Origin of the sequence: Rhodococcus sp. 008, assembly GCF_001682295.1 — a bacterium.
Taxonomy (GTDB): domain Bacteria; phylum Actinomycetota; class Actinomycetes; order Mycobacteriales; family Mycobacteriaceae; genus Rhodococcus_F; species Rhodococcus_F qingshengii.
Window position 1 is genome coordinate 4,429,240 of the sequence record NZ_CP012749.1, and the last position, 26,132, is coordinate 4,455,371.

General features: G+C 62.6%; 24 protein-coding genes and 1 pseudogene. 10 read left to right on the forward strand and 15 right to left on the reverse strand.

Translation table 11 applies throughout. From position 1 onward, the window contains the following. Positions 1 to 33: 33 nt before the first annotated feature. The 4 genes from iolD to iolC are packed head-to-tail and all read right to left on the reverse strand — an operon-like array spanning position 34 to position 4,794. On the reverse strand, positions 34 to 1,989 hold the full coding sequence (gene iolD / locus AOT96_RS20540) for a 3D-(3,5/4)-trihydroxycyclohexane-1,2-dione acylhydrolase (decyclizing) (RefSeq protein WP_058226433.1): 1,956 nt from the start codon (positions 1,987 to 1,989) through the stop codon (positions 34 to 36). A gap of 14 nt (positions 1,990 to 2,003) precedes the next feature. Beyond that, on the reverse strand, positions 2,004 to 2,876 hold the full coding sequence (gene iolB / locus AOT96_RS20545) for a 5-deoxy-glucuronate isomerase (RefSeq protein WP_065352204.1): 873 nt from the start codon (positions 2,874 to 2,876) through the stop codon (positions 2,004 to 2,006). 21 nt (positions 2,877 to 2,897) lie between these two features. Then, positions 2,898 to 3,797, reverse strand: a complete 900-nt coding sequence (locus AOT96_RS20550; RefSeq protein WP_021332504.1) for a Cgl0159 family (beta/alpha)8-fold protein — start codon at positions 3,795 to 3,797, stop codon at positions 2,898 to 2,900. Beyond that, entirely contained in the window at positions 3,790 to 4,794 is a 1,005-nt protein-coding gene (gene iolC / locus AOT96_RS20555) for a 5-dehydro-2-deoxygluconokinase (protein ID WP_193604587.1), read from the reverse strand. The genes AOT96_RS20550 and iolC overlap by 8 nt, the downstream gene beginning before the upstream one ends. A 199-nt stretch (positions 4,795 to 4,993) precedes the next feature. Here iolC and AOT96_RS20560 point away from each other — a divergent pair, with 199 nt between their 5' ends. The 5 genes and pseudogenes from AOT96_RS20560 (at position 4,994) to AOT96_RS20580 (ending at position 10,440) form a co-directional block, all read left to right on the forward strand. After that, positions 4,994 to 5,731: a GntR family transcriptional regulator gene (locus AOT96_RS20560; RefSeq protein ID WP_003941006.1), complete on the forward strand. Its 738-nt coding sequence runs from the start codon at positions 4,994 to 4,996 to the stop codon at positions 5,729 to 5,731. A 106-nt stretch (positions 5,732 to 5,837) separates the two neighbouring features. Then, entirely contained in the window at positions 5,838 to 6,986 is a 1,149-nt protein-coding gene (locus AOT96_RS20565; RefSeq protein ID WP_021332507.1) for a Gfo/Idh/MocA family protein, read from the forward strand. A 30-nt stretch (positions 6,987 to 7,016) separates the two neighbouring features. After that, entirely contained in the window at positions 7,017 to 8,399 is a 1,383-nt protein-coding gene (locus AOT96_RS20570) for an MFS transporter (protein ID WP_080726630.1), read from the forward strand. A 121-nt stretch (positions 8,400 to 8,520) separates the two neighbouring features. Beyond that, positions 8,521 to 9,956 (forward strand): annotated as a pseudogene (gene iri, locus AOT96_RS20575) (rifampin monooxygenase Iri). Between the two features lie 58 nt (positions 9,957 to 10,014). Next, on the forward strand, positions 10,015 to 10,440 hold the full coding sequence (locus AOT96_RS20580) for a hypothetical protein (protein ID WP_100245418.1): 426 nt from the start codon (positions 10,015 to 10,017) through the stop codon (positions 10,438 to 10,440). A 39-nt stretch (positions 10,441 to 10,479) separates the two neighbouring features. Here AOT96_RS20580 and AOT96_RS20585 read toward each other — a convergent pair whose 3' ends face one another. The 4 genes from AOT96_RS20585 to AOT96_RS20600 all read right to left on the reverse strand — a co-directional run bounded on the left by AOT96_RS20585 (position 10,480) and on the right by AOT96_RS20600 (position 14,015). Continuing rightward, a complete protein-coding gene (locus tag AOT96_RS20585) occupies positions 10,480 to 10,797 on the reverse strand; it encodes a hypothetical protein (RefSeq protein ID WP_037125592.1) in 318 nt (105 codons plus the stop codon). A gap of 61 nt (positions 10,798 to 10,858) precedes the next feature. Further along, the gene (locus AOT96_RS20590; protein ID WP_042449653.1) at positions 10,859 to 12,043 is read right to left on the reverse strand and encodes a phytanoyl-CoA dioxygenase family protein; all 1,185 of its coding nucleotides are present in this window, start codon (positions 12,041 to 12,043) and stop codon (positions 10,859 to 10,861) included. A gap of 173 nt (positions 12,044 to 12,216) precedes the next feature. After that, positions 12,217 to 12,993, reverse strand: a complete 777-nt coding sequence (locus AOT96_RS20595; protein ID WP_080726629.1) for a TIM barrel protein — start codon at positions 12,991 to 12,993, stop codon at positions 12,217 to 12,219. Then, complete coding sequence (locus tag AOT96_RS20600) at positions 12,990 to 14,015, reverse strand: Gfo/Idh/MocA family oxidoreductase (protein ID WP_065352205.1); 1,026 nt, start codon at positions 14,013 to 14,015, stop codon at positions 12,990 to 12,992. Before AOT96_RS20600 ends, AOT96_RS20595 begins: the two co-directional genes overlap by 4 nt. Positions 14,016 to 14,130: 115 nt before the next feature. Here AOT96_RS20600 and AOT96_RS20605 point away from each other — a divergent pair, with 115 nt between their 5' ends. From AOT96_RS20605 to AOT96_RS20620, 4 genes are all read left to right on the forward strand, one after another. Beyond that, entirely contained in the window at positions 14,131 to 15,132 is a 1,002-nt protein-coding gene (locus AOT96_RS20605; protein WP_042449649.1) for a LacI family DNA-binding transcriptional regulator, read from the forward strand. A gap of 160 nt (positions 15,133 to 15,292) precedes the next feature. Next, positions 15,293 to 16,294: a substrate-binding domain-containing protein gene (locus AOT96_RS20610; protein ID WP_042449647.1), complete on the forward strand. Its 1,002-nt coding sequence runs from the start codon at positions 15,293 to 15,295 to the stop codon at positions 16,292 to 16,294. A 63-nt stretch (positions 16,295 to 16,357) separates the two neighbouring features. Beyond that, the gene (locus AOT96_RS20615; protein ID WP_003940759.1) at positions 16,358 to 17,416 is read left to right on the forward strand and encodes an ABC transporter permease; all 1,059 of its coding nucleotides are present in this window, start codon (positions 16,358 to 16,360) and stop codon (positions 17,414 to 17,416) included. Between the two features lie 3 nt (positions 17,417 to 17,419). Continuing rightward, on the forward strand, positions 17,420 to 18,232 hold the full coding sequence (locus AOT96_RS20620; RefSeq protein WP_007727336.1) for an ATP-binding cassette domain-containing protein: 813 nt from the start codon (positions 17,420 to 17,422) through the stop codon (positions 18,230 to 18,232). 58 nt (positions 18,233 to 18,290) lie between these two features. Here the strand turns inward: AOT96_RS20620 and AOT96_RS20625 are convergent, their stop codons facing one another. The 4 genes from AOT96_RS20625 to AOT96_RS20640 are packed head-to-tail and all read right to left on the reverse strand — an operon-like array spanning position 18,291 to position 21,986. Next, positions 18,291 to 19,232, reverse strand: a complete 942-nt coding sequence (locus AOT96_RS20625) for a Gfo/Idh/MocA family protein (protein ID WP_007727334.1) — start codon at positions 19,230 to 19,232, stop codon at positions 18,291 to 18,293. A 59-nt stretch (positions 19,233 to 19,291) separates the two neighbouring features. After that, entirely contained in the window at positions 19,292 to 20,158 is an 867-nt protein-coding gene (locus AOT96_RS20630; RefSeq protein ID WP_007727332.1) for a TIM barrel protein, read from the reverse strand. After that, positions 20,155 to 21,195 (reverse strand): Gfo/Idh/MocA family protein, encoded by a 1,041-nt coding sequence (locus tag AOT96_RS20635; protein ID WP_030535066.1) that lies wholly within the window; start codon positions 21,193 to 21,195, stop codon positions 20,155 to 20,157. The genes AOT96_RS20630 and AOT96_RS20635 overlap by 4 nt, the downstream gene beginning before the upstream one ends. Then, complete coding sequence (locus AOT96_RS20640) at positions 21,195 to 21,986, reverse strand: SDR family oxidoreductase (protein WP_003940964.1); 792 nt, start codon at positions 21,984 to 21,986, stop codon at positions 21,195 to 21,197. The genes AOT96_RS20635 and AOT96_RS20640 overlap by 1 nt, the downstream gene beginning before the upstream one ends. 75 nt (positions 21,987 to 22,061) lie before the next feature. Here AOT96_RS20640 and AOT96_RS20645 point away from each other — a divergent pair, with 75 nt between their 5' ends. Next, positions 22,062 to 23,084, forward strand: a complete 1,023-nt coding sequence (locus AOT96_RS20645) for a LacI family DNA-binding transcriptional regulator (RefSeq protein ID WP_065352206.1) — start codon at positions 22,062 to 22,064, stop codon at positions 23,082 to 23,084. Between the two features lie 58 nt (positions 23,085 to 23,142). Here the strand turns inward: AOT96_RS20645 and AOT96_RS20650 are convergent, their stop codons facing one another. From AOT96_RS20650 to AOT96_RS20660, 3 genes are read right to left on the reverse strand one after another with little or no spacing between them, the layout of a single operon-like run. Next, positions 23,143 to 23,910: a succinate dehydrogenase iron-sulfur subunit gene (locus AOT96_RS20650; RefSeq protein WP_003940925.1), complete on the reverse strand. Its 768-nt coding sequence runs from the start codon at positions 23,908 to 23,910 to the stop codon at positions 23,143 to 23,145. Then, on the reverse strand, positions 23,910 to 25,661 hold the full coding sequence (gene sdhA / locus AOT96_RS20655; RefSeq protein WP_003941011.1) for a succinate dehydrogenase flavoprotein subunit: 1,752 nt from the start codon (positions 25,659 to 25,661) through the stop codon (positions 23,910 to 23,912). Before sdhA ends, AOT96_RS20650 begins: the two co-directional genes overlap by 1 nt. A 15-nt stretch (positions 25,662 to 25,676) precedes the next feature. Next, positions 25,677 to 26,132, reverse strand: coding sequence for a succinate dehydrogenase hydrophobic membrane anchor subunit (locus tag AOT96_RS20660; protein WP_003940699.1), 456 nt, complete (start codon positions 26,130 to 26,132; stop codon positions 25,677 to 25,679).

Consider the following 26,132-nt stretch of genomic DNA (forward strand, 5'->3'; position numbering starts at 1 on the left):
GCAAGCTTTATGGGGTGTGGTTGTGCGGAATTTTCATTCGGATGGACGGAGGTACGGTCGCTGGATCTTCTTCCAGGACTCGTACGTTGTCCGTGCTTTCTTGGTGGACTCCAGTTCGGAGGTGGCCGATACCGGTACATCCCACCAGGATTCGCTGTCCGGGGCGCCGATCAGCGGATCGGTTTCGACGTGGATGACGGTGCTGGTGTCGCTTGCTTTGGCAACCTTGATCGCGTCGGCGAACTCGGCAGTGGTGTTGGCGCGGATGACGTCGACACCGAGGCTGGCGGCGTTCGCGGCCAGATCGACCGGGAGAACCCCTCCGTCGAGACGTCCGTCATTCGAGCGGTAGCGGTACTGCGTGCCGAAGCGTTGGGAACCCAGCGACTCGGACAGTGAACCGATGGAGGCAAATCCGTGATTCTGCACCAGGACGACGATGACCTTGAGGCGTTCCTGTACGGCGGTGACCAATTCGGTGGCCATCATCAGATAGGAACCGTCGCCGACCATCACGAACACGTCGCGATCGGGGCACGCCATGCGGACGCCTAGACCGCCGGCAACTTCGTATCCCATGCACGAGTACCCGTATTCGACGTGATACCCCTTGGAATCACGGGTTCGCCACAGCTTGTGGAGGTCACCCGGCATGGACCCGGCAGCGCACACCACGACGTCACGTGGATCGGACAGCGTGTTGACCAGGCCGATCACCTGATTTTGATTCAGTGACCTGTCGGCAGCGGGTTCAGCTGGGTTGTAGACGGATTCGACGATCGCATCCCAATCGCGAGCGAGGTCACCGATCCTGGACGCGTATTCGTCGTCCACCCGGTAGTCGGTCAGTGCAAGTGCCAGCGCGTCGAGTGCCTCACGTGCGTCGGCGACAACGCTGACTCCGCCCTGCTTCACGGAGTCCAGTGATGCGACGTTGATGTTGACGAAGCGAACGTCGGGATTGGTGAACGCGGTGCGGGACGCGCTCGTGAAATCGCTGTACCGCGTACCGATTCCGATGACGACGTCAGCCTCGGTGGCCAGTGCGTTTGCAGCCGTAGTGCCGGTGGACCCCACCGCCCCGACGGATTGTGGATGGTCGTAGACCAATGAACCCTTCCCCGCCTGGCTCTGCCCCACGGGGATTCCGGTTTGCGCACAGAACGCTGATAGAGAGTCGCTGGCCTGGCTGTAGATCACGCCGCCGCCGGCCACGATCAGTGGCTTGCGAGCCGAGCGGATGATCGCGGCGGCGCGTTCGATCACCGATCGCTCGGGGAGCGGGCGGGCCACGTGCCACACCCGTTCGGCGAAGAACGACTCTGGCCAGTCGAAAGCCTCGGCCTGCACGTCCTGCGGGATGGCGATGGTGACTGCGCCGGTCTCGACGGGATCAGTGAGAACGCGCATCCCGGCGAGCAGAGCGCTCGGCAACTGCTCCGGGCGCCATACCCGATCGAAGTATCGTGAGACCGGTTTGAAAGCGTCGTTGACTGTGACGTCGCCGCTCGACGGGAGTTCGAGTTCCTGTAAGACGGGGGCACTGGCGCGGGTCGCGAAAGTATCTGCGGGAAGGAGTAATACAGGTAGACGGTTGATGGTGGCCAGTGCCGCGCCGGTGATCATATTGGTGGCACCGGGGCCTACGCTGGACGAGACCGCCCACGTCTGCAGGCGGTCCTTCATGCGGGCGTGCGCGACAGCCGAGTGCACCATCGCCTGTTCATTGCGGCCGAGCACGTAGGGGAGTGTCGGCTCACGGCCGGCGTCGAGATCCTGGATCTCGGCCTGCAAGAGTGCCTGCCCCAACCCGGCGACGTTCCCGTGCCCGAAGATTCCGAAGCAGCCGGCAAACAGCTTGGTGCGCTGGCCGTCGCGTTCGGTGTACTGGTTGGCGAGGAAGCGGACAACAGCTTGAGAAACGGTGAGGTGAACGGTCGGCTCGTCGCGAGGTAGACGATTGCCGGTTGCGTTGTTGGTGGGTGCCACAGCTTTCACTTCCGTCAGTTGTGGGACTGCAACGGCAGTCGAGGGTCGATGTCCTGGTGATCCCAGCTTCCACGTAGCCAGGTGTGTTGCGGATCGTCACAGATGTTCCACGCCCGGATCTCGCCCGAACCTGCCATGACATTGAGGTAGTACATGTGGTGGCCCGGCGCTGCGATGGACGGGCCGTGATAGCCGTGCGGCACGAGGACGACGTCGCCCGAGCAGACTTCCTCGAGCACCTCGATAGGTCTCTCGGCGGTTCCGTACACGCGGTGGTAGCCGAAACCTTCGGTCCCGGTGGGGCTTCTGTCGATCTCGAAGTAGTAGATCTCTTCCAGGGCCGATTCGACGTCGCTGTTCTCGTCGTGTTTGTGGCTGGGATACGACGACCAGTTCCCGCCGGGGGTGATGACCTCACACGCGATGATGGAGTCGGCCTCGAAGGTGTCTGCAGTGGCGAAGTTGTGAACCTGTCGGCTGCAGTTCCCGGCGCCGCGGAGCTCGACCGCAACTCCTGAAGCCGGACCGTAGCGATGGGGGAGCTTGGCGCCGGCGCGCGCTCCGCACAGGGCGAAGCGGCCTCCGCCCGTGCTGCTGACCGAGTAGTCGGCGTCGCGACCGACGTACGCGAAATCGCTCGGGCCGTCGAAAACCGATGCGCGGCCAGTGAGGGGAATCTCCGTCCCCTCGGCAACAACCACGGCCGAACCCGCAAGTGGAACGACGATGATTTCGTTCTCGCCGGACCGCAGGTGGACGTTCGCACCCGGGGCGAGTTCGAGTATCCACAAGCTGGATTCGGTCCACCCGGCAGACTCCGGCGTGACCACTGTCGTGAAATCACCGTCGGCGGACGATCCGGCGGGGACGTAGTACTTGCTGAACATCTTGCTCCTGCCAGGTCGGTTCTAGTGGACGAGCTTGACTGCGGTGTCGACGGCCGCGGTCACGTCGCCGTCGGGTGGGTATAGCAGCGCGCGTCCGACGATCAGTCCGCGCACGGACGGCAGCTGAAGTGCAGCGTCCCACTTTGCGTACGTTTCTTCCGGCGCGATCTGCGGATCTCCCCCCAGGAGGAGCGTCGGGAGGGTGGTCGCATCCATGACGCGTTCCATCTCGTCGACGACCGGCAGTTTCATCCACGTGTACGCCGAGGTGGAGCCGAGACCTTGGGAGATGTGGATGGACTTGATGACGGCGTCGGGGCTGAGATCGTTGACGACCTTGCCGTTCACGCGGCTGGAGAGAAACGGCTCGAGCATCGCGATCAGTCCGGCCGCGGCCAGTTCGTCCACGGCTTCGGCACATGCCGTCATGGTGGGCAGTGTGCCCGCGTCGTCGAGTGCGATGCGTAGCAGCATCTTTCCGCCGTTCATTCCGAACTTCGCGGTGCCCGCCGCGGTGTATCCCGTCATGCGGTCGTCGAGTTCGAAGCTCGCGCCTGCCAGGCCGCCGCGGTTCATCGACGAGAAGACGACCTTGTCGTCGAGGGCGCCGAGGAGGAGCAGATCGTCGAGAATGTCCGCAGTACCGAGAACGCCGTCGACTCCAGGATTGTCGAGAGCAGTGCGCAACCGGTCCAGCAGATCGGTACGACTGTTCATCGCTGTCGGCTTGCCACCGACAGACAGTGCCCCACGGGCCGGGTGATCGGCAGCGACGATCATCAGTCGACCATTGCCTCGAACAGTGGCGCGAGGAGTTCGCGCTGCCCAGGCCTTTTCGATGATCTGCGGATCGCTCGCACGCAGTTCCGTCACTTCGGCGTAGGTGGTGGCGAGGGGGCGGGCGGCGAGCTTGTCAGACATTGACTGCCTCCGTGGCTGTGGCTTCGGCGAGATCGTGGACTTCTTCGGCGGTCGGCATCGCAGTGGAGCATTCGAGCCGAGATGCGACTATCGCGCCGGCCGCGTTGGCGTACCGCAGTACCTTCTCCAGCGGCCACCCGGCCAACAGTCCGTGGCACAGTGATCCGCCGAAGCTGTCGCCTGCTCCCAGCCCGTTGACCACGTCGACGGCGTTGGGCGGCACGGTGATCGACTGCTTTCGCGTTTTGCCGAGTACGCCCTTCGGGCCCTGCTTCACGATGGCCAGTTCGACGCCGAGGTCGAGAAGCGCGTCGGCGGCCTTGTTCGGATTGGTCTCACCGACCGCGATCTCGCACTCTTCGCGGTTTCCGACGGCTACTGTCACGTGCGCCAGAGCGCGCTGCACCTGATTGGTTGCTTCTTGGGGCGTCGACCAGAACATCGGGCGGTAGTCCAGATCGAGGACCGTCAGCGGGCGTCGTTCGCGGGCTTCCCAGGCCGCGAAGTGTGCACTGCGACTCGGTTCTTCGGACAGCCCCGTCACAGTCGACCAGTAGAGGGACGCTGTTCGAACGGCGTCGAGGTCGATGTCTTCCGGGGTGATCCGAAGATCGGGCGCGTGCGGCTTGCGGTAGAAGTACAGCGGAAAGTCGTCAGGAGGGAAGATCTCGCAGAACGTCACCGGTGTCGGGTACTCGGAATTGGTGACGACAAACCTGTTGTCGACGCCCAGACGTGCCAACTCGCGTGTGACGAACTTCCCGAAAGGATCGCTGCCTACGCCGGAGATCAGTGCTGCTCGCCGGCCGAGGCGTGCAGCCGCCACCGAGACATTGGCTGCGCTGCCGCCGAGGAACTTGCCGAACGTCTCGACGTCCTCGAGTCCGACACCGGTCTGAAGTGGGTAGATGTCCACCCCCGATCGGCCGATGGCAAGCACGTCGAAGGGTGCGTCAGGGATGTGTGACCCGCTCTGGTGAGTGTTGATGCTTGTCAAAACTGACTCCCGAGAGTTCGTGGTGGGTTGCCCACGCAGGGCACCGATGTATGACTGAAACTGTGCGCCGCGACACAGCGATTGTCAATAGTTTGTCTGGACATTATGACTTGCGGTCAAGTGAATGTTAGTGTTCGCATACACTGCCGAGAGAAGTAGCGTCGATACGGCGCCTTCCCAAGACAGATCGGAGTTGGCCGTGGTCGCAGCACTCGCCGTCGAGTTGGACCGCTCGAGCCCGGTGCCGCTGTATTTTCAGCTGGCACAGGCAATCGAGGGCGCTATTCTCGGTGGCGAACTTGCCCCAGGTGATCGCTTCGAGAATGAACTGGCGTTGGCCAAACGGCTCAATCTCTCACGTCCGACCACTCGACGCGCGATCCAGGAGCTGGTGGACAAGGGACTACTTGTTCGTAAGCGGGGAGTCGGAACTCAGGTGGTGCAAAGTCCGGTGCACCGCCCGGTCGAGCTCACCAGCCTGTTCGACGACCTTGCGAGGGCCGGCCAGGCGCCGACGACCAAGCTGCTCGAGTTCACGGTGGGAGTTCCCGCCGAGGACGTTGCCGCGGAACTCAACCTCGAACCTGACGCCGAAGTGGCCACCATCAGGCGTCTGCGAAGCACCAACGGCGAACCGCTTGCCGTGATGACCAACTACATTCCGGTGGACATCGCACCCGATCCCGAGGAGTTGGAGACGCAGGGGCTGTACCAAACCTTGCGAACTCGCGGCGTTCACATCCGTGTGGCGCGGCAGCGAATCGGCGCTCGGGCGGCGACTCGCGAAGAAGCAGGATTGCTCGACGAGAAAGTGGGTGCTGCCCTCTTGACCATGAGCCGCACTGCATTTGACGATTCAGGTAGCGCCGTCGAGTACGGCAGCCACTGCTACCGAGCGTCGCGTTACTACTTCGACACCACCGTGGTCGACCGCTAGATCTCGATCCCGGTGACACGAGTACCCGCCTGACCGAGTCAGTGGGGGTGATTTGTGATCCCAGCATTTCTGCGATCCTTCGATCATTTGACCCGAACGGAGCCTCATGACAGGCATTTCAGTAGCAGTTGCCGGATTCGGATGGATGGGCCGCGTCCACACGCAGGCGTATCTGCGTCTGCGGCAGCACTATCCGCAGCTTCCCGTGATCCGCCTGGCCGCCGTCGCCGACGAGGTGCCTGGCAGAGGGGAGGAAGCAGCGGACCAATTCGGTTTCGAAGCTTTCACCCAGGATTGGCGCGATATCGCAGCCGATCCGGCCATCGACGCGGTGAGCATCACGGCCCCGAACTTCTTGCACCGTGAAATCGGCGTCGCAATGGCAGAGGCCGGCAAACACATCTGGATCGAGAAGCCCGTCGGCTTGTCCACGGAAGACGCCAAAGCTGTTGCCGTAGCAGTCTCGAAGGCCGGTGTGCAGTCGACCGTCGGCTTCAACTACCGAAACGCGCCGGCTGTGGCCCTGGCAAAGAGCCTGATCGACTCAGGGGAGTTGGGCACGATCACGCACTCGCGTTTTCGTTTCCTCAGCGACTATGCGGCCCACCCTGAAGGTGCTTTGAGTTGGCGATACGAGCGTGAGCGCGGCGGCGCCGGCGTCCTGGGCGACTTGGCCTCGCACGGCATCGATCTGATTCGTCATCTTCTCGGTGACGTCGACGCTCTCGTTGCGGATACTGCGATCTTCATCCCGGAGCGTGCGCGTCCGTCCGCCGCTACCAGTGGACATGCGCGGGCCAGCGGTGGGGAGATGGGGGCTGTTGAGAACGAAGACTTCGTCAGCGCACTGCTGCGCCTCGGCTCGGGTGGCCGGTGCACCCTCGAAGCATGCCGCGTCGCCGTGGGAGAGCAGAACAATTACGGATTCGAGATTCACGGCACGAAGGGTGCCGTGTTCTGGGACTACCGCCGGATGGGTGAACTGGGCACCAGCCTCGGCTCGAAGTATCAGGACCAATCCGTCACGACGGTTCTGGTCGGCCCCGAGTCCGGTGAGTTCGGCCGCTTCCAGCCTGGCGCGGCCAACGCGATGGGCTACGACGACCTGAAAGTGATCGAGGCTCGCAATTTCATCGCCTCGATCGTGGACGGAGCGCCGCAGGGCGCGACCATCGCTGATGCAGTCGCGTCCGCACAGGCCCTGGACGCGATGGTCGCCTCGGTGACCTCCGGCAGCTGGATTTCTCTCGGCTGATCCACAGCTCCTCCGAAAGGCTCTGGTGCAGTGACATTTCCCCGCGGACTGGCGCTGCTCGTGGCAGCAGCGCTGTTCATGGAGATGCTGGACGCGACGATTCTCGCAACGGCACTGCCGTCGATCGCCCAATCTTTCGGAGTTGATGCCGTCGACGTCAATGTCGCCGTTTCTTCGTACCTCCTGGTGTTGGCCGTCCTGATCCCGGCGAGCGGATGGATGGCCGACAGGTTCGGAACGCGACGTGTCTTCATCTCTGCCATAGCTGTTTTCGCGGTGGCATCGGTGGGATGTGCACTGAGCACCTCCCTCCCGATGCTGGTGGGAATGCGTGCTTTACAAGGGGTAGGCGGCGCCATGATGGTGCCGGTAGGGCGGCTCGCAGTATTGCGGGTGACGTCGAAGGCGGAACTCGTACGGGCTATCGCCTACTTGACGTGGCCGGCGCTCACAGCGCCGGTTCTTGCGCCCGCTGTGGGTGGAGCCATCGTGTCGATCGCTTCGTGGCGCTGGATCTTTCTGATCAACGTTCCGATCGGGATCGTCGGGTTTCTGCTGGCATTGCGCATGGTGCCCGACATTCGGGAGGCGCAGAAACGGAGCCTCGACTGGCTGGGATTGGTGGTGATCGGAGCAAGCGTCGCAGTGCTTGTCGTGGCGCTCGACAGCGTGCACAGTGCCGGAACCGACTGGCTACGAGTGGGCCTCGGGATCGTTGCGGCTCTGATCTTGTTGAGCTTGGCCGTCATTCACCTCGTCCGGTCGGATCATCCGCTCATCGCGCTCGGCGTCCTCCGACTTCGATCGTTTCGGCTCGTCGCGTCGAGCGGCTCGCTGTACCGGCTCGTGATCATGGGCGTGCCGTTTGTGCTGCCGTTGTTGTTCCAAGTGGGATTCGAAATGTCGGCGTTCAAGGCCGGTCTGCTGGTGATGGCTCTGTTCGCGGGGAATATCGCGATCAAACCGCTCACCACTCCGCTCATGCGCAGGTTCGGGATCAGACTAGTTCTGGTGGGAAACGGAGTTCTGTCGGTGGTGTGCTTCGGTGCGCTGGTACTGATCTCGTCGACGACACCGGACGTCGTAATCGCTGTCGCACTGTTTGTCAGTGGCGCGTTGCGATCCATCGGGTTCACCGCGTACAACAGCTTGGCGTTCGCCGACGTCGACTCGGGTGAGCTGACCGATGCCAATACTCTGCATGCAACGCTGCAAGAGTTGGCGTCCGGTCTGGGTATTGCACTGTCCGCTTTGGTGATCACGCTCTGTACACCGTTGGCGGAGTCGGAGGATCTGAGCGGCGGAGTGCCGTTTTCTCTGACGCTGGGTGTTCTCGGGGCCATGCTGGTGCCGACGGTGATCGAGAGTTGGCGGCTCCCACGCGATACGGGTGCTGTGGTGTTGGTGCGCTGATGAAGCGTCTTCCGCCACCTTCATCATAACGCGGGACCCGGGGCTTGCGGCAAGGCCCCGGTGATGGTGCACACTCGTCTGCTGCGAGCAAGCAAAAGCCTTGCCCGAAGGAGGGGATCGCATGAGTGACGTCATCATTGTCGGTGCTGGACCAACTGGATTGATGCTGGCAGGTGAGCTCCGGCTGCAGGGCGTCGATGTCGTCGTCGTGGACAAGGACGAGGAGCCGACTCAGTTCGTCCGTGCCCTCGGCATCCATGTGCGCAGCATCGAAATCATGGAGCAGCGCGGGTTGCTGGACAAGTTCCTCGCGCACGGCCGCAAGTATTCGCTCGGTGGATTCTTCGCGGGGATCAGCAAACCGGCACCGGCGCACCTCGATACTGCGCACGGGTACGTACTGGGCATTCCTCAGCCCGAGATCGACAGGATTCTTGCCGAACATGCCACCGAAGTCGGTGCGGACATTCAGCGAGGGAAGCGCGTCGTCGCGATCCGTCAAGATACCGATAGCGTCACAGCGGAATTATCCGACGGCACAACACTTCACGCGCGTTATCTCGTGGGCTGCGACGGCGGCCGCAGCACTGTTCGGAAGCTGATCGACGTCGGGTTTCCCGGCGAGCCGTCGAGCGCCGACACGTTGATCGGCGAAATGGACGTGACCATGCCGGCTGATGAACTGGCCGCCGTTGTCGCCGAAATCCGGGAAACGCACAAACGATTCGGAGTCGGTCCCGCCGGTAACGGCGCTTTCGTGTCGTGGTCCCTGCGGCCGAAGTTGCCGACGGTCGCGCAACACCGACCACCCTCGACGACATCAAACAACAGCTACTGGCCATTGCGGGTACCGACTTCGGTGTGCACTCGCCGCGGTGGCTCTCGCGCTTCGGCGACGCCACCCGTCTAGCGGAGCACTACCGGCGCGACCGGGTGTTCCTCGCCGGCGATGCCGCACACATCCACCCACCGATGGGCGGTCAAGGTCTCAATCTCGGTGTGCAAGATGCCTTCAACCTCGGCTGGAAGCTCGCCGCCGAGATCAACGGCTGGGCACCGGACGTCCTGCTCGACACGTACGAATCGGAACGGCGTCCGGTGGCTGCCGACGTTCTCGACAACACGCGCGCGCAGGCGGAGCTGATCTCCACCGCTGCCGGTCCACAAGCCGTGCGGCGCTTGATCTCCGAGCTGATGGAATTCGAAGACGTCAAGCGCTATCTGACCGAGAAGATCACTGCGATCTCGATTCGCTACGATTTCGGCGAAGGCGACGACCTACTCGGTCGGCGGCTGCGGAACATCGCGTTGACGCGCGGCAACCTGTACGACCTGATGCGATCCGGCCGCGGACTTCTTCTCGACCAGGGTGGCCAACTGTCCGTCGATGGTTGGAGCGATCGCGCCGACCACATCGTTGACACAAGCACTGAATTGGACGCTCCGGCTGTCCTGCTTCGGCCGGACGGTCATGTGGCATGGGTCGGGGATTCGCAGGCGGAGTTGGATACTCAGCTGTCCACGTGGTTCGGCCGGCCGGCGACGGGCCCCGTGTGACTCTTCGGATTCGGCAACCGAGCACCGTGGCGACTCGGACGCACTACCGTTGACGACTATGAGGCGAAGGTCAGCACAGGTTGCGGCTGCGGCAGCGGGCTCTGTGGGAGCGCTGATGCTGACAAGCTGCACGACCAATGTCGATGTGCCGAAAACCTTTGCCGCCACGATAACGGTGACCGGTCAGGCAGAGCAGGCCGAGACGGTCTCTGGAGAGTGCGTGATCGACATGATTCGTGTTGCTCCGAACGACCAGATTCAGATTTTCGGGGGCAGCGGCGCTGCATCCACAAGGTCGGCACTCGAGGTCGAGGCAATCGATCAACTTCCCGACGGAATGAGCACCTGCTCCTACACCGCACATTTTGATGCCGTCCCCGCAAACCAGAGAAACTATGAGGTGAGCTTGGGCCACTTCTCTCCGGAGTCCTTCAGCTCAGATGAGTTGGAGAACGGTGTCACCTATCAACTTCGCCGGCCCTGACTGAACCAGTTCTCCCTCGCGTTGTATCCGGTCCGACTTTCACTGAGCTCGCTTGGTGGTCCCGTCGCCTCCGCGCTGTCGAGCCTTACCGGGGTTGATGTGGAGCCGAACACCCTCGTAGGCGACTGTGTACGGCACATCGTCGTCGTTGTCCGGGTCGCCGGAGTCCGCAGGATCCGGAAGTTCCGCGATCTGTTCGATGACAGTCTGTGCTCGCGCCGCACCGGGATCGAACATCTCCTGAAACGGCCCGACGAACGACCCCCCAAGCCCGCGGCGCCTTGCCCGAACAGCCGCCCACCCGAACACCGCCAACGGGCCGATCATGGCGAACAGCACTAACAAGTCCCACCCCATGCCACGAGCATACCGACTGACCGGCATTGGGCGGTCCGAGTCTCGTCAGCGCTGTCGTCCCTCAGGCCATTCGTCTCTCGGACTGTGCCTTCAGCAACTCGGCCAGATGGTCAGGCGAGATCCGCTCGCGAACCGCCTCCATCACTAGTTCGGCCTGCGTCTGAGGCGCGAGGCCGTCGATCGGTTGGTCTCGGTCCAGATTGGTCGGGAAGGCGTAGCCCTCAGCGGAAGCGGCGACGGCACAGCGAACGGACTCGTCGGAACCTGCTTCGCTGAGGGCGAGCAGTGCCGGATAGATCGCGTTGACGAGCGCGTCCCGGTCAATGGTTCCGAGGGCGCGACCGAAGGCTGACGACACCTGAAGAAGATTTGCCATGCGCAGGACGTCGGCGGATTTGTTGTGGCCGGCGGCGTGGAACAGTGCAGGGTTGAAGAAGACGGCATCTCCCTTCTCCAAAGGTAATTGGACGTAATTGGCCTCGAAGAACTCCTTGAACTCGGGACGCTCGAACGCGAGGTATCCGGATTCGAATTGTTGGGAGTACGGCAGATATTTCGTCGGGCCCGTCTCGACCGGCATGTCCACATGGGCGACTGCACCTTGCAAGGTGAGGGCGGGGGTCAAGCGATGAACGTGCGCCCGGAACTTCGCAGCTACGTCGCTCGACATGAAGCCGAGGTGGTAGTCGCGATGTGGATTCTGTGCGGCGCCACCGGGATTGACGACGTTGACGTCCGACGTCACCTGATACATGGGGCCGAGCCAGGCTTCCGAAGCCAAAGCGACAATGCTGTTTGCGTAGTAGTCGACGTAAGCCTTGGGATCTTCGAGCGCCAACTTCAGTTGTGCTCCCCAGATCCGGTCATTGGCTCCGGGTTTGGCGAAGTGATCCCCGGACGTCGCGCCGGATTCGTGTTGGCGCGCAATGAGTTCGCGGAAGACCGCACTGGCGCGATCCAATACCTCCGCGTCGAACGCGCCTTGGAAGACCGTGATGCCTGGACCGGTGAGTAACGCGCGGGCGATCTCGTCCTGAATCTCGGCCCGGATTTCAGGATTCGACAATTTGTCGACCAGAGCATCCGAGCGGTAGAGAAGAACGCCGTCGGCCACCGAATGGGCGTACGGGTAATCGACGGGGTCTGTCTCGTGTGCGACCAGAGCGGCGAAGTCTTCGATGTTGCAATCTTCTCGGTGCAATCTACCCGCGAACGGCACGGTGTGGTCGGTCAGTGCTGGAGTCATTCGGGGGCCTTCCTGCGGAGTTCACGATGTGCTGTGACTCAAAGACTGCCAAGGAAAAGCCATCGAAACTACCCCTGAAATCCATCAAAAAGACCTCAGGAAGCGCTCCCCGTGGACTCGACCGGTGACGGAAGATCTGCGCGCTACGACGGGATCACGTTCCTGGGTGAGAGTTAGAGAGTGAAGGCGTTCCGGAAAGCAGTGAGTGCGGTGTCACTGTCTCCGGATGCCCAGCCCTCCAATCCGATCGTGCCGGTGTAACCCTGCTCGGCGAGAACGCGTGCGATGGCTGGGTAGTTGATCTCGCCGGTTCCGGGTTCGCATCGGCCGGGTACGTCGGCCACCTGAATCTCGCCGATGTTGTCACCACAACGCCGCACGAGTTCGATGAGGTTTCCTTCGCCGATCTGTGCGTGGTAGAGGTCGAGCATCATCTTGAGGTTGGGGTGTGAGACGGATTCCACCAGTGCCAGAGTGTCTTTGGCTCTGGCCATCGGTACGCCAGGGTGATCGACGATCGTATTGAGATTCTCGAGGCAGAAGACGACTCCGGCGTCTTCACCCAGTCGCGCGATCTTCTCGAGAGCGCGTTGGGCCGTCAGCCACATCGCTCCCGTAGTTCGATACTGCGGGCGCGCGGCCTGTCCGTCGATCAGCTCGCCGGTATGGAAGTTCAGCCGAGGAACGCCGAGTTTCGCTGCCGGCGTGAGGCATAGCGCCGCTGTACGTACGAGTTCGGCGCTGCCCGCTTCGTCGAACAAATCGCCGTGAAGATAGCCGGTCATCGAGGAGAACCGAGCCCCGGTGGCGACCAGAGCATCGAGGTCCTTGTCTTGCCAACTCCAGATCTCGGCTGCGAACCCCGCCTCCGAGATCCGCCGAATGCGTTCGACGACAGGGAGTTCGGTGAACGTCATCTCGGCAGAGACTGCCAAATCGAAGGGGCTCACTGCGGCACCGACAGCAGCGATACGGGCAGTCCGGTTTCCACGGATTCTTTTGCAGCCAGTGCGATTTCCAGGGCGTTGCGAGCATCGAGACCGTCGACCGACGGCGCGCTGCCGGAGCGGATGCAGTCTGCGAAGTGCGCTAGCTGGGCAACATAGGCGTCGTGAAACAGTTCGATGTTCACCCGAGGTGTGTCGGCCCGAACGCCCGGTGAGCTGTAATGACGCATCGCGGTCCGCGTGACCTCGCCTGCACTCACCATTCCACCGGAACCGAAAACCTCGCCGCGAACGTCGTAACCGTAGGTGGCCTGGAAGTTGGCCTCGGCCGACGCGAAGGCGCCGTTGTCGAACCGCAACTGAACCATCGACGTATCGAGGTACCCCTGCTCCTTGTACTGCGGATGGACGAGAGCATCGGCCTGCGCGAACACCTCGACGACGCGTGCCCCCGGGTTGAGCCAGAGCAGGGCGTCGAAGTCGTGAATCAGTGTCTCGTTGAAGATCGTCCACGGCTTGACTCGAGAGGCGACGTCGGCGGTGATTCCCGGATCGCGAGTCAGAGAGCGAAGTAGCTGCGGTGTCCCGATCCCACCGGAGGTGATCACGTCGTGTGCCGCGGCGAAGTCGGCGGCGAAGCGCCGGTTGAAACCGACCTGCAGCGCAACATTGTTCGCGGCGCATGCGCCGATTGCGCGATCGGCGTCCTCGAGTGTCAAAGCCATCGGCTTTTCGCAGAAGACATGCTTGCCGGCCTCCGCTGCTGCTACCACGAGATCGGTGTGAGTTGATGCGGGCGTACTGATGAGCACCGCTTCGACGGTCGGATCGGAAATCAGCTCAAGGGCGTCGGTGTACGCGCGGGCGTCGGGACTGACACGTTCGATCAACGACGCCGCAGCGCCGGGCGCAGGATCGGCGACGGCGACGAGACGGGTGCCGGGGATACGCAGCGCGACGGACTCGCCGTGGAAACGGCCGATCCATCCAGCGCCGATCAGACCGACTGCAACAGAGGCAGACATGGGGGCTCCGTTCGGAGTGAGGATGAGGAACTAGATCGTTCTAGTCGTGTCAGTAAAGCGCTGGTTGCCTCGTGCGTCAACGTTTCGGCGTGTATTCGCTGGAACGATCTAGTCTGTGGAGGTGAACAGTCGACGCCCCACCTTGCAAGACGTAGCAGACCTGGCCGGTGTGTCACGCGCACTGGTGTCCATCGTCATTCGTGATGTCCCGGGTGCCAGCGATGCGACGCGGGTACGGGTCAAGGCGGCCGCGGACGAACTCGGCTATCGACCCGACAACGCGGCGCGACTGCTGCGCCAGCATCGCAGCCGCCTGATCGGTGTCAGTTATGTTGCCGCGCAAACCTTTCACGCGGAGCTGCTCGACGAGATCTACGACGCAGCCGAACGCTTGCGCTACGACGTCGTTCTCAGCGCCGTCTCGGACCGCAGGCCTGGCTCGCGCGCCGTGCGCACCCTGCTCGACGACCGATGCGAGGCGATCTTGCTGTTGGGTTCGCAGGCGCCGGAATCGGAGATCGTCGACCTGGCGGCCAAGGTTCCCGTCGTCGTGCTCGCCCGGAAGATGCCCTCAGCACAGGTGGACGTTGTCCGCACGGACGACGAGGCGGGCGCCGTGATGGCCGTGAATCATCTCGTCGGACTCGGGCACCGCTCGATTGTCCATGTCGACGGCGGACGCGGTCCGGGCGCCCAGGAGAGGCGTCAGGGCTACCGGAAGGCCATGCGGGCGGCCGGACTGGAATCGCGGATACTTCCCGGCGGCCTCACGGAGGAGTTCGGCGCGGACGCCGCGCGGTCGATGGTCGAACAAGGGATTCCCGGTGCGGTCTTCGCTTTCAATGATCGTTGCGCGCTAGGAGTCCTGGACGTCTTCTTGCGTGCGGGAGTCTCGGTGCCCGGCGACGTCTCCGTGATCGGATTCGACAACAGTGCATTGGCAGGTTTGGCGCACATCGATCTGACCAGTGTCGGGCAGGACACGGCGTTTCTGGGTGGCGCCGCGGTGGAGCGAATCTCCGAACGTCTCGACGCCGGAAGTGGACTCTTGGGCAAGGACATAGTCGCGCAACCACAACTAGTGGTTCGAGGTTCAACTGGACCTGCAGCGCGTTGACCTGGCCTTTCCACTCCCTTCAGTTTGTCTGTTCTTTGATAAGCAGTCCTAATGTCAGAACAAACTATTGACATTCGACTGTGACGGGTATTACATCTTTCACATACAACCGAGCACCATCCGTTCGCGGGCCGTTGGTTGATGTCGAGAGGGAGTTCACATGTCGTTTCTCACGGGGCGCAAGAGCGTTGCCGTACTGGCCGGAGCCTCAGTCGTGGTCTTGGGTCTGGCCGGCTGTTCCAGCACCGGCGGTAAGCCGGATTCATCCGGATCCGGAATGGGCGCGGGTACGGCGGACACGCCCCGCGCCACCATTGCGATGATCACCCACGAAGTTCCCGGTGACACGTTCTGGGATCTGGTGCGCAAGGGAGCCGAAACCGCAGCGGCGAAGGACAACATCGAACTTCGGTACTCCGCCGATCCCGAGGCACCGAATCAGGCCAACTTGGTTCAGAGCGCGATCGACAGCAAGGTCGACGGGATTGCCGTTACCCTCGCGAAGCCCGACGCCATGGTTGCCGCGGTCCAAAGTGCCACCGCCGCGGGCATTCCGGTGGTCGCCCTCAACTCGGGCCTCGAAACCTGGAAGGACATGGGCGTCAAGGAGTACTTCGGTCAGGACGAGTCGATTGCCGGTGAAGCTGCGGGCGAGCGACTCAACACCGAAGGAGCCACCAAGGTGCTGTGCGTCATTCAAGAGCAGGGCAACGTGAGCCTCGAATCACGTTGTGCCGGTGTGAAGAAGTCGTTCAAGGGAACGACGGAGATTCTCAACGTCAACGGCAAGGACATGCCGTCGGTGGAGTCGACCATCACCGCGAAACTTCAACAGGACCCGGCAATCGATCGAGTTCTCGCGCTCGGTGCGCCGTTCGCATTGACGTCCGTGACGTCGGTCGGCAATGCGGGCAGCAAGGCGAAGGTCGTCACCTTCGACACCAACGCGGCGCTCGTCGACGCCATCAAATCCGGTGACGTGCAGTGGGCAGTGGACCAGCAACCCTTCCTGCAGGGCTACCTCGCCATCGATTCGCTGTGGCTTTACCTCAACAACGGCAACGTGATCGGTGGTGGCTTGCCCACCCTGACCGGACCCGCGTTCATCGACAACACCAACATCGACTCGGTCGCCGAGTACGCCAAGAACGGAACTCGCTGATCCGGGCGCACGGAGGGCTGAGAGTCCGCCCTCCGTGCGCCTGTCCAGCACGGAAGGGAAATCATGTCCACTCAGGCAGATCTCGACCTTGCCGCCCATAAAGTCGTGACCGATGAACGGGTGAAGGAGCAAAAGCGCATTCAGCGTCTGCTGCTCCGCCCGGAGATGGGTTCACTTGTCGGCGCCATCGCCATCTTCATCTTCTTCTGTATCGTCGCGGCACCGTTCCGTACGCCGGAAGCGCTTGCGACAGTGCTCTACTCCAGCTCCACGATCGGCATCATGGCTTGCGCGGTCGCCCTGCTCATGATCGGCGGCGAGTTCGACCTCTCCGCCGGCGTCGCAGTCACCACGTCCTCGCTCGCCGCGTCGATGATCGCCTACAACCTGCACCTCAACCTGTGGGTGGGCGCGATTCTGGCGCTGGTCGTCTCGCTCGCCGTCGGATTCTTCAACGGCTACCTCGTCATGAAGACGAAGATTCCCAGCTTTCTCATCACCTTGAGTTCTTTCCTGATGTTGACCGGTATCAACCTGGCCGTCACCAAGCTCGTGAGTGGTCAGGTGGCCACACCCAGCGTCTCCGACATGGCTGGATTCGATTCCGCCAAAAAGGTATTCGCGTCGTCGTTCTCGGTCTTCGGGGTGTCCGTCAAGATCACGGTCGTGTGGTGGCTGCTGTTCACCGCGATTGCAACATTTGTTTTGTTCAAGACCAAGATCGGCAACTGGATCTTCGCGGTCGGCGGCAATCAGGACAGTGCCCGCGCGATCGGTGTGCCCGTGACCGCAGTCAAGATCGGCTTGTTCATGACCGTCGGCTTTGCTGCCTGGTTCGTGGGCATGCATCTGCTGTTCTCGTTCAACACCGTTCAGTCCGGTCAGGGTGTCGGTAACGAGTTCCTGTACATCATCGCCGCAGTCATCGGCGGTTGCCTGCTCACCGGTGGTTACGGAACCGCGATCGGCGCTGCGATCGGTGCATTCATCTTCGGTATGACCAACCAGGGCATCGTCTACGCAGGCTGGAACCCGGACTGGTTCAAGTTCTTCCTCGGCGCCATGCTGCTCTTCGCGGTCATCGCCAACAACGCATTCCGCAACTACGCTGCGAAAAGGTGACACATGAGTACCACAGCTGAAGTTCCCGCTCTCTCGAACTCGGGCGGCAACGTGCCACTGATCGAGCTCAAGGACGTCGGTAAGCAATACGGAAACATCATCGCGCTCAAGGGAATCAACCTGCGCGTCGGTGCGGGTGAAGTAACAGGCGTGCTCGGTGACAACGGCGCAGGCAAGTCCACGCTGATCAAGATCATCGCCGGTCTGCACCAACAGAGCGAAGGTGAACTACTCGTCGACGGTGAACCGACAACATTCCACTCGCCGAAAGAAGCTCTCGGCAAAGGCATCGCGACGGTCTATCAGGACCTCGCCGTCGTTGCGTTGATGCCGGTGTGGCGCAACTTCTTCCTCGGGCAGGAACTGCGCAAGGGCGGTCTGATCAAGTCGCTCGACGCCAACGCCATGCGCGCGACGACTCTTTCGGAACTGTCGAAGATGGGCATCGAACTACCTGACGTCGACGCACCGATCGGTAGTCTCTCGGGCGGTCAGCGTCAGTGTGTTGCCATCGCCCGCGCCATCTTCTTCGGCGCGCGCGTGCTGATTCTCGACGAGCCGACAGCAGCGCTCGGCGTCAAGCAGTCGGGAATGGTGTTGCGCTACATCACCGCTGCCAAGGAACAGGGATTCGGCGTCATCTTCATCACGCACAATCCGCACCACGCGTACATGGTCGGCGATCACTTCGTGCTCCTCAACCGAGGCAGGCAGAAGCTCGACGCCAAGTACGACGACATCTCACTCGAAGAACTGACCAAGGAGATGGCGGGCGGTGACGAGCTCGAGACGCTGACCCACGAGCTTCGCCGCTAGATCAAAACCTCGCGACTACAGCCTCGGTTCGAATCGAACCGAGGCTGTAGTCGTTTCGTCACAGGATGGTCGTCGGCCGAACCCCGAGGCCGGAATGCATGTACGCCTCGTCGATCATCGTCATGTTGGCTACCGCGTCGCCCGGCCCGATCGGCAGCGCCGAGACCCCGGACAGATGATCGGCGAACGCTTCGAGTTGATAGGTGTACGACGACTTCGTGCCCAGATGCTCGACGCTCGTGCGCCCACCGGCCGTGACGGAGACACGGTCGTCGATGTCCGGCTGCAGGAAGTTGTGTACCAGGACGTCTCCTTCAGTGCCGAATACTCGGAAGGTGAAGTGATACCGCTCGTCCAACATCGTGGTCACCACGGATGCCGTGGCGCCGCTGGGGTATTCGAGTTCGATGTCGAACCACGAATCAACCCTCGGAGCATATTCCTCGTGGCGGGTCTCGGTCACCACTGGCGCACCACCACAGACGTCACTCAGCGTCCGGGAAGCATGTAACCCGTAGCAGCCCAGGTCCATCAGTGACCCGCCTGCCAAGGCGAGCTCCCACCGCGGGTCGTTCTCGGATGGTGTGGGCATCCGCAGTACGGTTTCCACCCGAGTGACCGCGCCGACGGCGCCGCTTCGAACCAGATCCAGCAGGCGCCGGTTCACCGGATGAAAGAGGTAGTGGAACCCCTCGAGCAGCGTCACGCCGCTCACGCGTGCTGCCTCGGCTACAGCACGCGCTTCCACCGCGTTGCTCGAAAACGGTTTCTCCGTCAGCACGTGCTTGCCGGCCTGAACGGCGGCGAGATTCCACGGTCCGTGCAGGCTGTTGGGCAGCGCGTTGTAAACGACATCCACCTCCGGATCCGAGATCAGCTCGGCGTACGAACCGACCACCCGTTCGATCCCATGCTGGGCCGCATAGGCTCTGGCCCGCTCGGGGTCGCGTGCGGCAACGGCCACCAGGCGGTGCCCGGTGGCCGTTGCAGGTTTGATCATCGCGTTCTCGGCGATGCGTGAGGCTCCCAGAATGCCTATCCGCAGCGGGGTAGGAGGTGTCACAGAACCGACCGCAGATACTCGACGCTCGCTCGCACATCGCGCACCGGTCCCTCGTCCGACGGCGCTTCGGCCAGAATGGTGTCCTGCTCGAGCACGTACCACCCGTCGAAACCGTGGCGCTGCAATATGGCTGTGACACCGGCGATGTCGACGTCGCCGCCACCGAGTGGACGGTACATTCCCGCCTTCACGCCGTCGGTGTAGGTGAGCTCACCTCTGCGAACGCGTGATGCGAGGGCATCGTCGACGTCCTTGAGATGCACGTGGGTGATGCGCTCGGGAGCTTGACGCGCCAGGTCGACCGGATCGGTGCCGCCGATCAACAGGTGGCCGGTGTCCAGGCACAGGGGGATGGCCGAGCCGTCGAGCACTCGCAGGACCTCGTCGCGCTGCTCGATCATCGTTCCGACGTGAGGGTGGACAACTGCCCTGATTCCGCGCTCGGCCGCGGCGTCGGTGAGGCGATCGAGATTGTGCAGCAGGGTTTTCCAACTCTGCTCGTCCAGTTCCGGGCGTGAATCGTAGCCGTCGGAACCCGTCGCGGCGGCCAGGACCAAAACTTCGGCACCCGAGGCGACGAAACCATCGAGGATGGGGGAGATGCCGGGAACCGGATCATGATCGCGATCATGCAGCAGTACCGGTGCGAACCCGCCGACTGCGCTCAGATCGTGATCCGCGAGCACCTTGGCCATTTCGGCGGGTGCAGTCGGCAGAAAGCCCTCCGGTCCGATTTCCGTTGCCGCCAGACCGACTTCGCGCATTTCCCGGAGGACTTGCGCAGGGTCGAGCTGGTAGCCCCAGCCCGGGACTTCGCACACGCCCCAGGAGATCGGTGCGCCGGCGATGCGAGGAGTGCTCATGTGTGTGCCTCATTCTTGTCGTGAAGGAACAGATCTTTGACTTCGGTGATCGTGACGGGCCGACCCTCGCGCAGAGAGTGCGTTGCAGCTTCGGAGATCCAGGCCGACTCGACCGCATCTGCGGGCGTGCACGGTGATTCCCGACGCCCGGCGACAACGCCGAGGAATGCTTCGAGTTCCGCACGGTAGGCGGACGTGAAGCGGTCCATGAAGAACGTGTACGGCTCCTTCGAGGGGAACGATGTTTCGGGGTCGAGAGAGCGGAGTGGCAAGCGGTCGTCCAGCCCGGCAACGACGGAGTCCGCCGAGCCGAGTACCTCGAGTCGGCAGTCGTAGCCGCGGCCGTTGTAGCGGGTATTCGACACGACCGCGATGGTTCCGCCTTCGAAAGTGAGAACCGTTGCGGCGGTGTCGACGTCACCGGCATCGGCGATCCCGCGATCACCCTGATTCGAGCCGGTGGCAAAAACAGTGGTGACTTCGCGGCCGCTGATCCACCGGACGATGTCGAAGTCGTGGATCGAGCAGTCGCGGAAGATGCCGCCGGAGTGTTCGATGTACGAGATCGGCGGGGGAGCGGGGTCGAGGGTGGTCGATCGGAGAGTGTGGATCCAACCGAGTTCTCCAGATCGAACCGCGTCGTACGCCGCCACAAATGACGGGTCGAATCGGCGCTGAAATCCGATCTGGACTGGCACCGACGTCTGCTCGGCAGTCGCGAGTACACGAACGGAGGATTCGATGGAGTCTGCCACCGGCTTTTCGCAGAACGTCGGGATGTCTCGGCGGACAGCGGCTTCGATCAAATCGGCATGTGAACTCGACGACGCGGCGATCAGAACGCCGTCGATGCCCGACGCTAGAAGCGCGTCGGGATCGGCAGCGGACTCCACGTCGAGTTCGCTTGCCACGTCCGAGGTTCGACGTGCGTCGACATCGGTGACAACCAGTGCGTCGACGCCGTTTAGCGTCAGTAGATTTCGGGCGTGGTAGCTGCCGATTCGTCCGAGGCCGACGACTCCGATGCGAGCGCCCATCAGTCCAGCCCTCCGAAGACGTTCTGGTCCCAGTCGATGATCGAACCCGTCACGACTCCGCTGCGATCGGAGAGCAGGAAGACGACGAAGTCGGCGATTTCGTCGACCTGTCCGAGCTTGCCCATGGGGAGGGTGCTGCCCGCACGTTCCTGCCAGTCGTCACCAGCGTCGTGAAAAGCTCTCTGCGTGAGGTCTTCACCCTCGGTCTGTGTCCACCCGATGTCGAGACCGTTGATCCGGATACGATCCCAGCGATGCGCATGGGCGGCGTTGCGGGTCAGCCCCGCCAGCCCGGCCTTCGCTGCCACGTACGGCGCGAGATACGGCTGCCCGCCGAGTTCGGACGTGGAGATGATGTTGACGATGGACCCGGGGACCGCACGCTCGCGCATGTCTTTGACTGCTGCCTGCATCGTGAAGAACGGACCGCGAAGGTTCACCGCGATGTGCTGGTCGAAGAGTTCTTCGGTGGTGTCGAGCAGCGTTCCGCGTGAAGTGAGCCCGGCGGAATTGACCAGAGCATCCACGCGGCCGAAGTGAGAGATCGTCTCGGCCACGCTGTCGAGCGCGGAATCCGTTTGTGCCACATCGGCTTCGATGAAGTGAGTTCCCGGAAGTTCTGTCTCGAGAGCCTTTCCGACGTCCGGGCGTCGGCCGGTGAAAGCCACCTGAGCGCCCTCACGGACTGCGGCGCGTACGATTCCGGCGCCGACGCCTTGCGAGCCGCCACTGACCAGTAAGACGGTGTCGGCCAGGAGTGCGGGCCTGGTTACGCCCGGCGTAGAAGTCATGGGTTTAGTCTGGCTGTGACGAAGACCTCGAGCAACAGCAAAAAACCATCAAATATCCATCATCGTGAGGTAGTTGTGGCGCATCGATTCAAAGTACGGGAGATCGCTCAGCAGTCGGGCCTGAGTGAGGCCACCGTCGACCGGGTGCTCAACGACCGTCCTGGAGTTCGCGACGGCACACGATCGGAGGTTCGCCAGGCGATCACGGACCTGGAACGTCAACGCTCGCAACTGAAACTGGTCGGTCGCACGTTCGTCGTCGACGTCGTGTTGCAAACTCCTGCAAGGTTTTCCGACGCCGTCCGTGACGCGCTCGAGGCCGAACTGCCCACCCTTGCACCCGCTGTTGTTCGTTCCAGGTTTCACTTTCGTGAAACCGGTTCGGTAGAAGCGATGACGTCGACGCTCGACAAGATTCGCCGGCGCGGCTCCCACGGAGTCATCGTCAAGGCTCCCGACACTCCGGAAGTCGTGTCGGCGATCGACCGGTTGGTGGCGGCAAGGATTCCGGTCGTCACGTTGGTGACCGACGTTGCCGGCAGCAGGCGAGCCGCCTACATCGGCATCGACAACCGAGCCGCCGGGGCCACCGCCGCGTACTTGATAGATCAGTGGCTGGGGGATCGGGAAGGCAACGTGCTGGTCATCATGAGCAGCGGGTTCTTCCGCGGGGAGGAAGAACGGGAGATGGGATTTCGCTCCGCCATGCGAGTCTCAGCTCCGCATCGACGGTTGATCGACATTCCGAACAGTGACGGTCTGGATCAGACGAGTAGGAAACTGGTGCGAGCGGCACTCGAATCCGATCCGCAGATCCGTGCCGTGTATTCGATCGGTGGTGGCAACCTGGCCACGGTCGACGCGTTCGACGAACTGAACCGGGAGTGCAGTGTCTTCATCGCCCACGATCTCGACGGTGACAATCGAAAGTTGCTGGGGGAGAGGCGAATATCAGCGGTGCTCCACCACGATCTGCGTGCGGATGTTCGCACTGCCTGTCAGGTGGTCATGAAGGAACACGGCGCCATGGGCGCTCACTTCGGCTTTACGACGTCACCGGTTCAAGTCGTGACACCGCTCAACATGCCCCCGACATAGCTGTGCGCGGTTAAGGAGTCCGGAGACTCCCTAACCGCGCACAGGGCCGAAGGCCTGACTATCGAGCGAAGAGCAGTGCTCGCTTGACTTCCTGAATAGCCTTTGTCACCTGGATGCCGCGGGGGCACGCGTCGGTGCAGTTGAACGTGGTGCGGCAACGCCACACGCCGTCCTTGTCGTTCAGGATGTCGAGACGCTCGGAAGCGGCCTCGTCACGGCTGTCGAAGATGAACCGGTGTGCGTTCACGATGGCAGCGGGACCGAAGTAGCTGCCGTCGCTCCAGTACACGGGGCACGACGTGGTGCAGCATGCGCAGAGGATGCACTTGGTGGTGTCGTCGAAACGAGCACGGTCGTGCTGGCTCTGGATGCGCTCACGAGTGGGCTCGTTGCCACTGGTGATGAGGAACGGCTTCACGGCGCGGAATGCGTCGAAGAAGGGCTCCATGTCGACAACCAGGTCCTTCTCGACGGGCAGGCCCTTGATGGGCTCGACCGTGATGGTGACCGGCTTGCCGTCCTTGGGCAGCATGTCCTTCATCAGCAGCTTGCAGGCCAGACGGTTCACACCGTTGATCCGCATGGCGTCCGATCCACAGACACCGTGTGCGCAGCTGCGACGGAACGTGAGGGTGCCGTCGAGGTAACCCTTTACGTACAGCAGCAGGTTGAGCAGACGGTCGGTGGGCAGTGCCGGGACCTGGAAACTGTCCCAGTGCTGGCCCTCGCCCGATTCGGGATTCATCCGCGCGATCTTGAGAGTGACCATGACGGCCCCCTCGGGAACAGCGGGGAGTTTGGGTGCATCTACAGCAGGCGCAGACATCAGTACTTACGCTCCATCGGCTCGTAGCGGGTCTGGATCACCGGCTTGTAGTCCAGACGGATGTCGGAGAGCAGGCCGTCACCCTCCTTGTACGCCATCGTGTGCTTCATGTACTCGGCGTCGTTGCGATCCGGGAAGTCCTCGCGAGCGTGGCCGCCGCGCGATTCCTTGCGGTTGAGGGCGCCGACGACGGTGACCTCTGCCATTTCGAGGAGGAAGCCCAGCTCGATGGCCTCGAGCAGGTCGCTGTTGTAGCGCTTGCCCTTGTCCTGGACCGTGATGTGGTTGTAGCGCTCCTTGAGAGCACGCACATCCTTGAGAGCCTGGGTGAGGCGCTCTTCGGTGCGGAAGACGGAGGCGTTGTTGTCCATCGACTGCTGCAGCTCGGTGCGGATGTCCGCAACGCGCTCGTGGCCGTGATCGGACAGGATGACGCCGACCCAGTCTTCGACCATCGCGGCCGGGGTTTCCGGCATGTCGACGAACTCGGTGGAGTTCGCGTACTCGGCGGCAGCGATGCCGGCGCGACGGCCGAACACGTTGATGTCGAGGAGCGAGTTGGTACCGAGACGGTTTGCACCGTGTACGGAGACACAGGCGCATTCGCCGGCCGCGTACAGACCCTTCACGATCTCGTCGTTGTTGCGCAGCACCTCACCGTTGATCTTGGTGGGGATACCGCCCATGACGTAGTGGCACGTCGGGTAGACGGGCACGGGCTCCTTGACGGGGTCCACGCCGAGGTAGGTGCGCGAGAACTCCATGATGTCGGGGAGCTTCTCGTCGAGAACTTCCTCGGGGATGTGCGTCACGTCGATGTAGACGTAGTCCTTGTTCGGGCCGGCGCCGCGGCCTTCGAGAACCTCGAGGACCATCGAACGCGCCACGATGTCACGAGGAGCGAGGTCCTTGATGGTGGGTGCGTAACGCTCCATGAAGCGTTCACCGTCGGCATTACGGAGAATGCCACCTTCACCGCGGACGGCTTCCGAGATCAGGATGCCGAGACCGGCGAGTCCTGTCGGGTGGAACTGGTGGAACTCCATGTCCTCGAGGGGCAGGCCCTTGCGGAAGATGATGCCCATGCCGTCACCGGTGAGGGTGTGCGCGTTGGACGTCGTCTTGTACATGCGTCCCGAGCCGCCGGTCGCGAAGACGATCGACTTGGCGTGGAAGATGTGCAGCTCGCCGGTCGAGAGCTCGTAGCAGATGACACCGGTGGCAACCGGGCCGTCCTCGGTCTCGGTGATGGCGATGTCGAGCGCGTAGAACTCGTTGAAGAACTCGACGTCGTGCTTGACGCAGTTCTGGTAGAGCGTCTGCAGGATCATGTGACCGGTGCGGTCGGCGGCGTAACACGCACGGCGGACGGGTGCCTTGCCGTGGTCGCGTGTGTGGCCACCGAATCGACGCTGGTCGATCTTGCCTTCGGGCGTGCGGTTGAACGGCAGACCCATCTTCTCGAGGTCGAGCACCGCATCGATGGCCTCCTTGGCCATGATCTCGACGGCGTCCTGGTCGGCGAGGTAGTCGCCGCCCTTGACGGTGTCGAAGGTGTGCCACTCCCAGTTGTCTTCCTCCACGTTCGCCAGTGCGGCACACATGCCGCCCTGGGCCGCGCCGGTGTGGCTGCGGGTGGGGTAGAGCTTGGTCAGTACGGCCGTGCGGGCACGGGGGCCAGCTTCGATTGCCGCACGCATGCCTGCGCCACCGGCGCCGACGATGACCACGTCATAACGATGTTCCTGCATGAAGTCTGTGCTCCCCTAGCTCGCCGAGATATTGGGGTCGAAGGTGAAGATGACGTACGTGCCCAGGCCCATGATCAGGATCATCGAGAGAACGAGGATCGTGGTCAGCCAGAAGCGCGTGGAGTCCTTGCGGGAGTAGTCCGCGATGACCGTGCGCAGACCGTTACCGCCGTGCAGCTGTGCCAGCCACAACATCGTCAGATCCCAGAACTGCCAGAACGGGCTGGACCAGCGACCTGCGACGAACGCGAAGTTCAAACGGTGAACGCCACCGTCGAGCATCAGCATGATGAACATGTGGCCCAGGACCAGAACGATCAGGGCGACGCCGGAGAAGCGCATGAAGAGCCATGCGTACAACTCGAAGTTGTTCCGAGCCTTCGCGCGCGGGGACCGCGGGTTGTCCAGGCTTGCGGGACGGTCGTATGAGGTGCCCAGGCTCTTGGCTTCGGGTCCGTGAGTAGTCGCCAT

What these genes read in the sequence shown, in the direction of transcription:
- iolB (WP_065352204.1), bottom strand. Translation starts at nt 2,876, where the DNA reads ATGTTCAGCAAGTACTACGTCCCCGCCGGATCGTCCGCCGACGGTGAT.
- AOT96_RS20550 (WP_021332504.1), bottom strand. Translation starts at nt 3,797, where the DNA reads ATGTCTGACAAGCTCGCCGCCCGCCCCCTCGCCACCACCTACGCCGAA.
- AOT96_RS20565 (WP_021332507.1), top strand. Translation starts at nt 5,838, where the DNA reads ATGACAGGCATTTCAGTAGCAGTTGCCGGATTCGGATGGATGGGCCGC.
- AOT96_RS20580 (WP_100245418.1), top strand. Translation starts at nt 10,015, where the DNA reads ATGAGGCGAAGGTCAGCACAGGTTGCGGCTGCGGCAGCGGGCTCTGTG.
- AOT96_RS20585 (WP_037125592.1), bottom strand. Translation starts at nt 10,797, where the DNA reads ATGGGGTGGGACTTGTTAGTGCTGTTCGCCATGATCGGCCCGTTGGCG.
- AOT96_RS20590 (WP_042449653.1), bottom strand. Translation starts at nt 12,043, where the DNA reads ATGACTCCAGCACTGACCGACCACACCGTGCCGTTCGCGGGTAGATTG.
- AOT96_RS20600 (WP_065352205.1), bottom strand. Translation starts at nt 14,015, where the DNA reads ATGTCTGCCTCTGTTGCAGTCGGTCTGATCGGCGCTGGATGGATCGGC.
- AOT96_RS20610 (WP_042449647.1), top strand. Translation starts at nt 15,293, where the DNA reads ATGTCGTTTCTCACGGGGCGCAAGAGCGTTGCCGTACTGGCCGGAGCC.
- AOT96_RS20615 (WP_003940759.1), top strand. Translation starts at nt 16,358, where the DNA reads ATGTCCACTCAGGCAGATCTCGACCTTGCCGCCCATAAAGTCGTGACC.
- AOT96_RS20620 (WP_007727336.1), top strand. Translation starts at nt 17,420, where the DNA reads ATGAGTACCACAGCTGAAGTTCCCGCTCTCTCGAACTCGGGCGGCAAC.
- AOT96_RS20625 (WP_007727334.1), bottom strand. Translation starts at nt 19,232, where the DNA reads ATGATCAAACCTGCAACGGCCACCGGGCACCGCCTGGTGGCCGTTGCC.
- AOT96_RS20630 (WP_007727332.1), bottom strand. Translation starts at nt 20,158, where the DNA reads ATGAGCACTCCTCGCATCGCCGGCGCACCGATCTCCTGGGGCGTGTGC.
- AOT96_RS20635 (WP_030535066.1), bottom strand. Translation starts at nt 21,195, where the DNA reads ATGGGCGCTCGCATCGGAGTCGTCGGCCTCGGACGAATCGGCAGCTAC.
- AOT96_RS20640 (WP_003940964.1), bottom strand. Translation starts at nt 21,986, where the DNA reads ATGACTTCTACGCCGGGCGTAACCAGGCCCGCACTCCTGGCCGACACC.
- AOT96_RS20650 (WP_003940925.1), bottom strand. Translation starts at nt 23,910, where the DNA reads ATGTCTGCGCCTGCTGTAGATGCACCCAAACTCCCCGCTGTTCCCGAG.
- sdhA (WP_003941011.1), bottom strand. Translation starts at nt 25,661, where the DNA reads ATGCAGGAACATCGTTATGACGTGGTCATCGTCGGCGCCGGTGGCGCA.
- AOT96_RS20660 (WP_003940699.1), bottom strand. Translation starts at nt 26,132, where the DNA reads ATGGCGACTACTCACGGACCCGAAGCCAAGAGCCTGGGCACCTCATAC.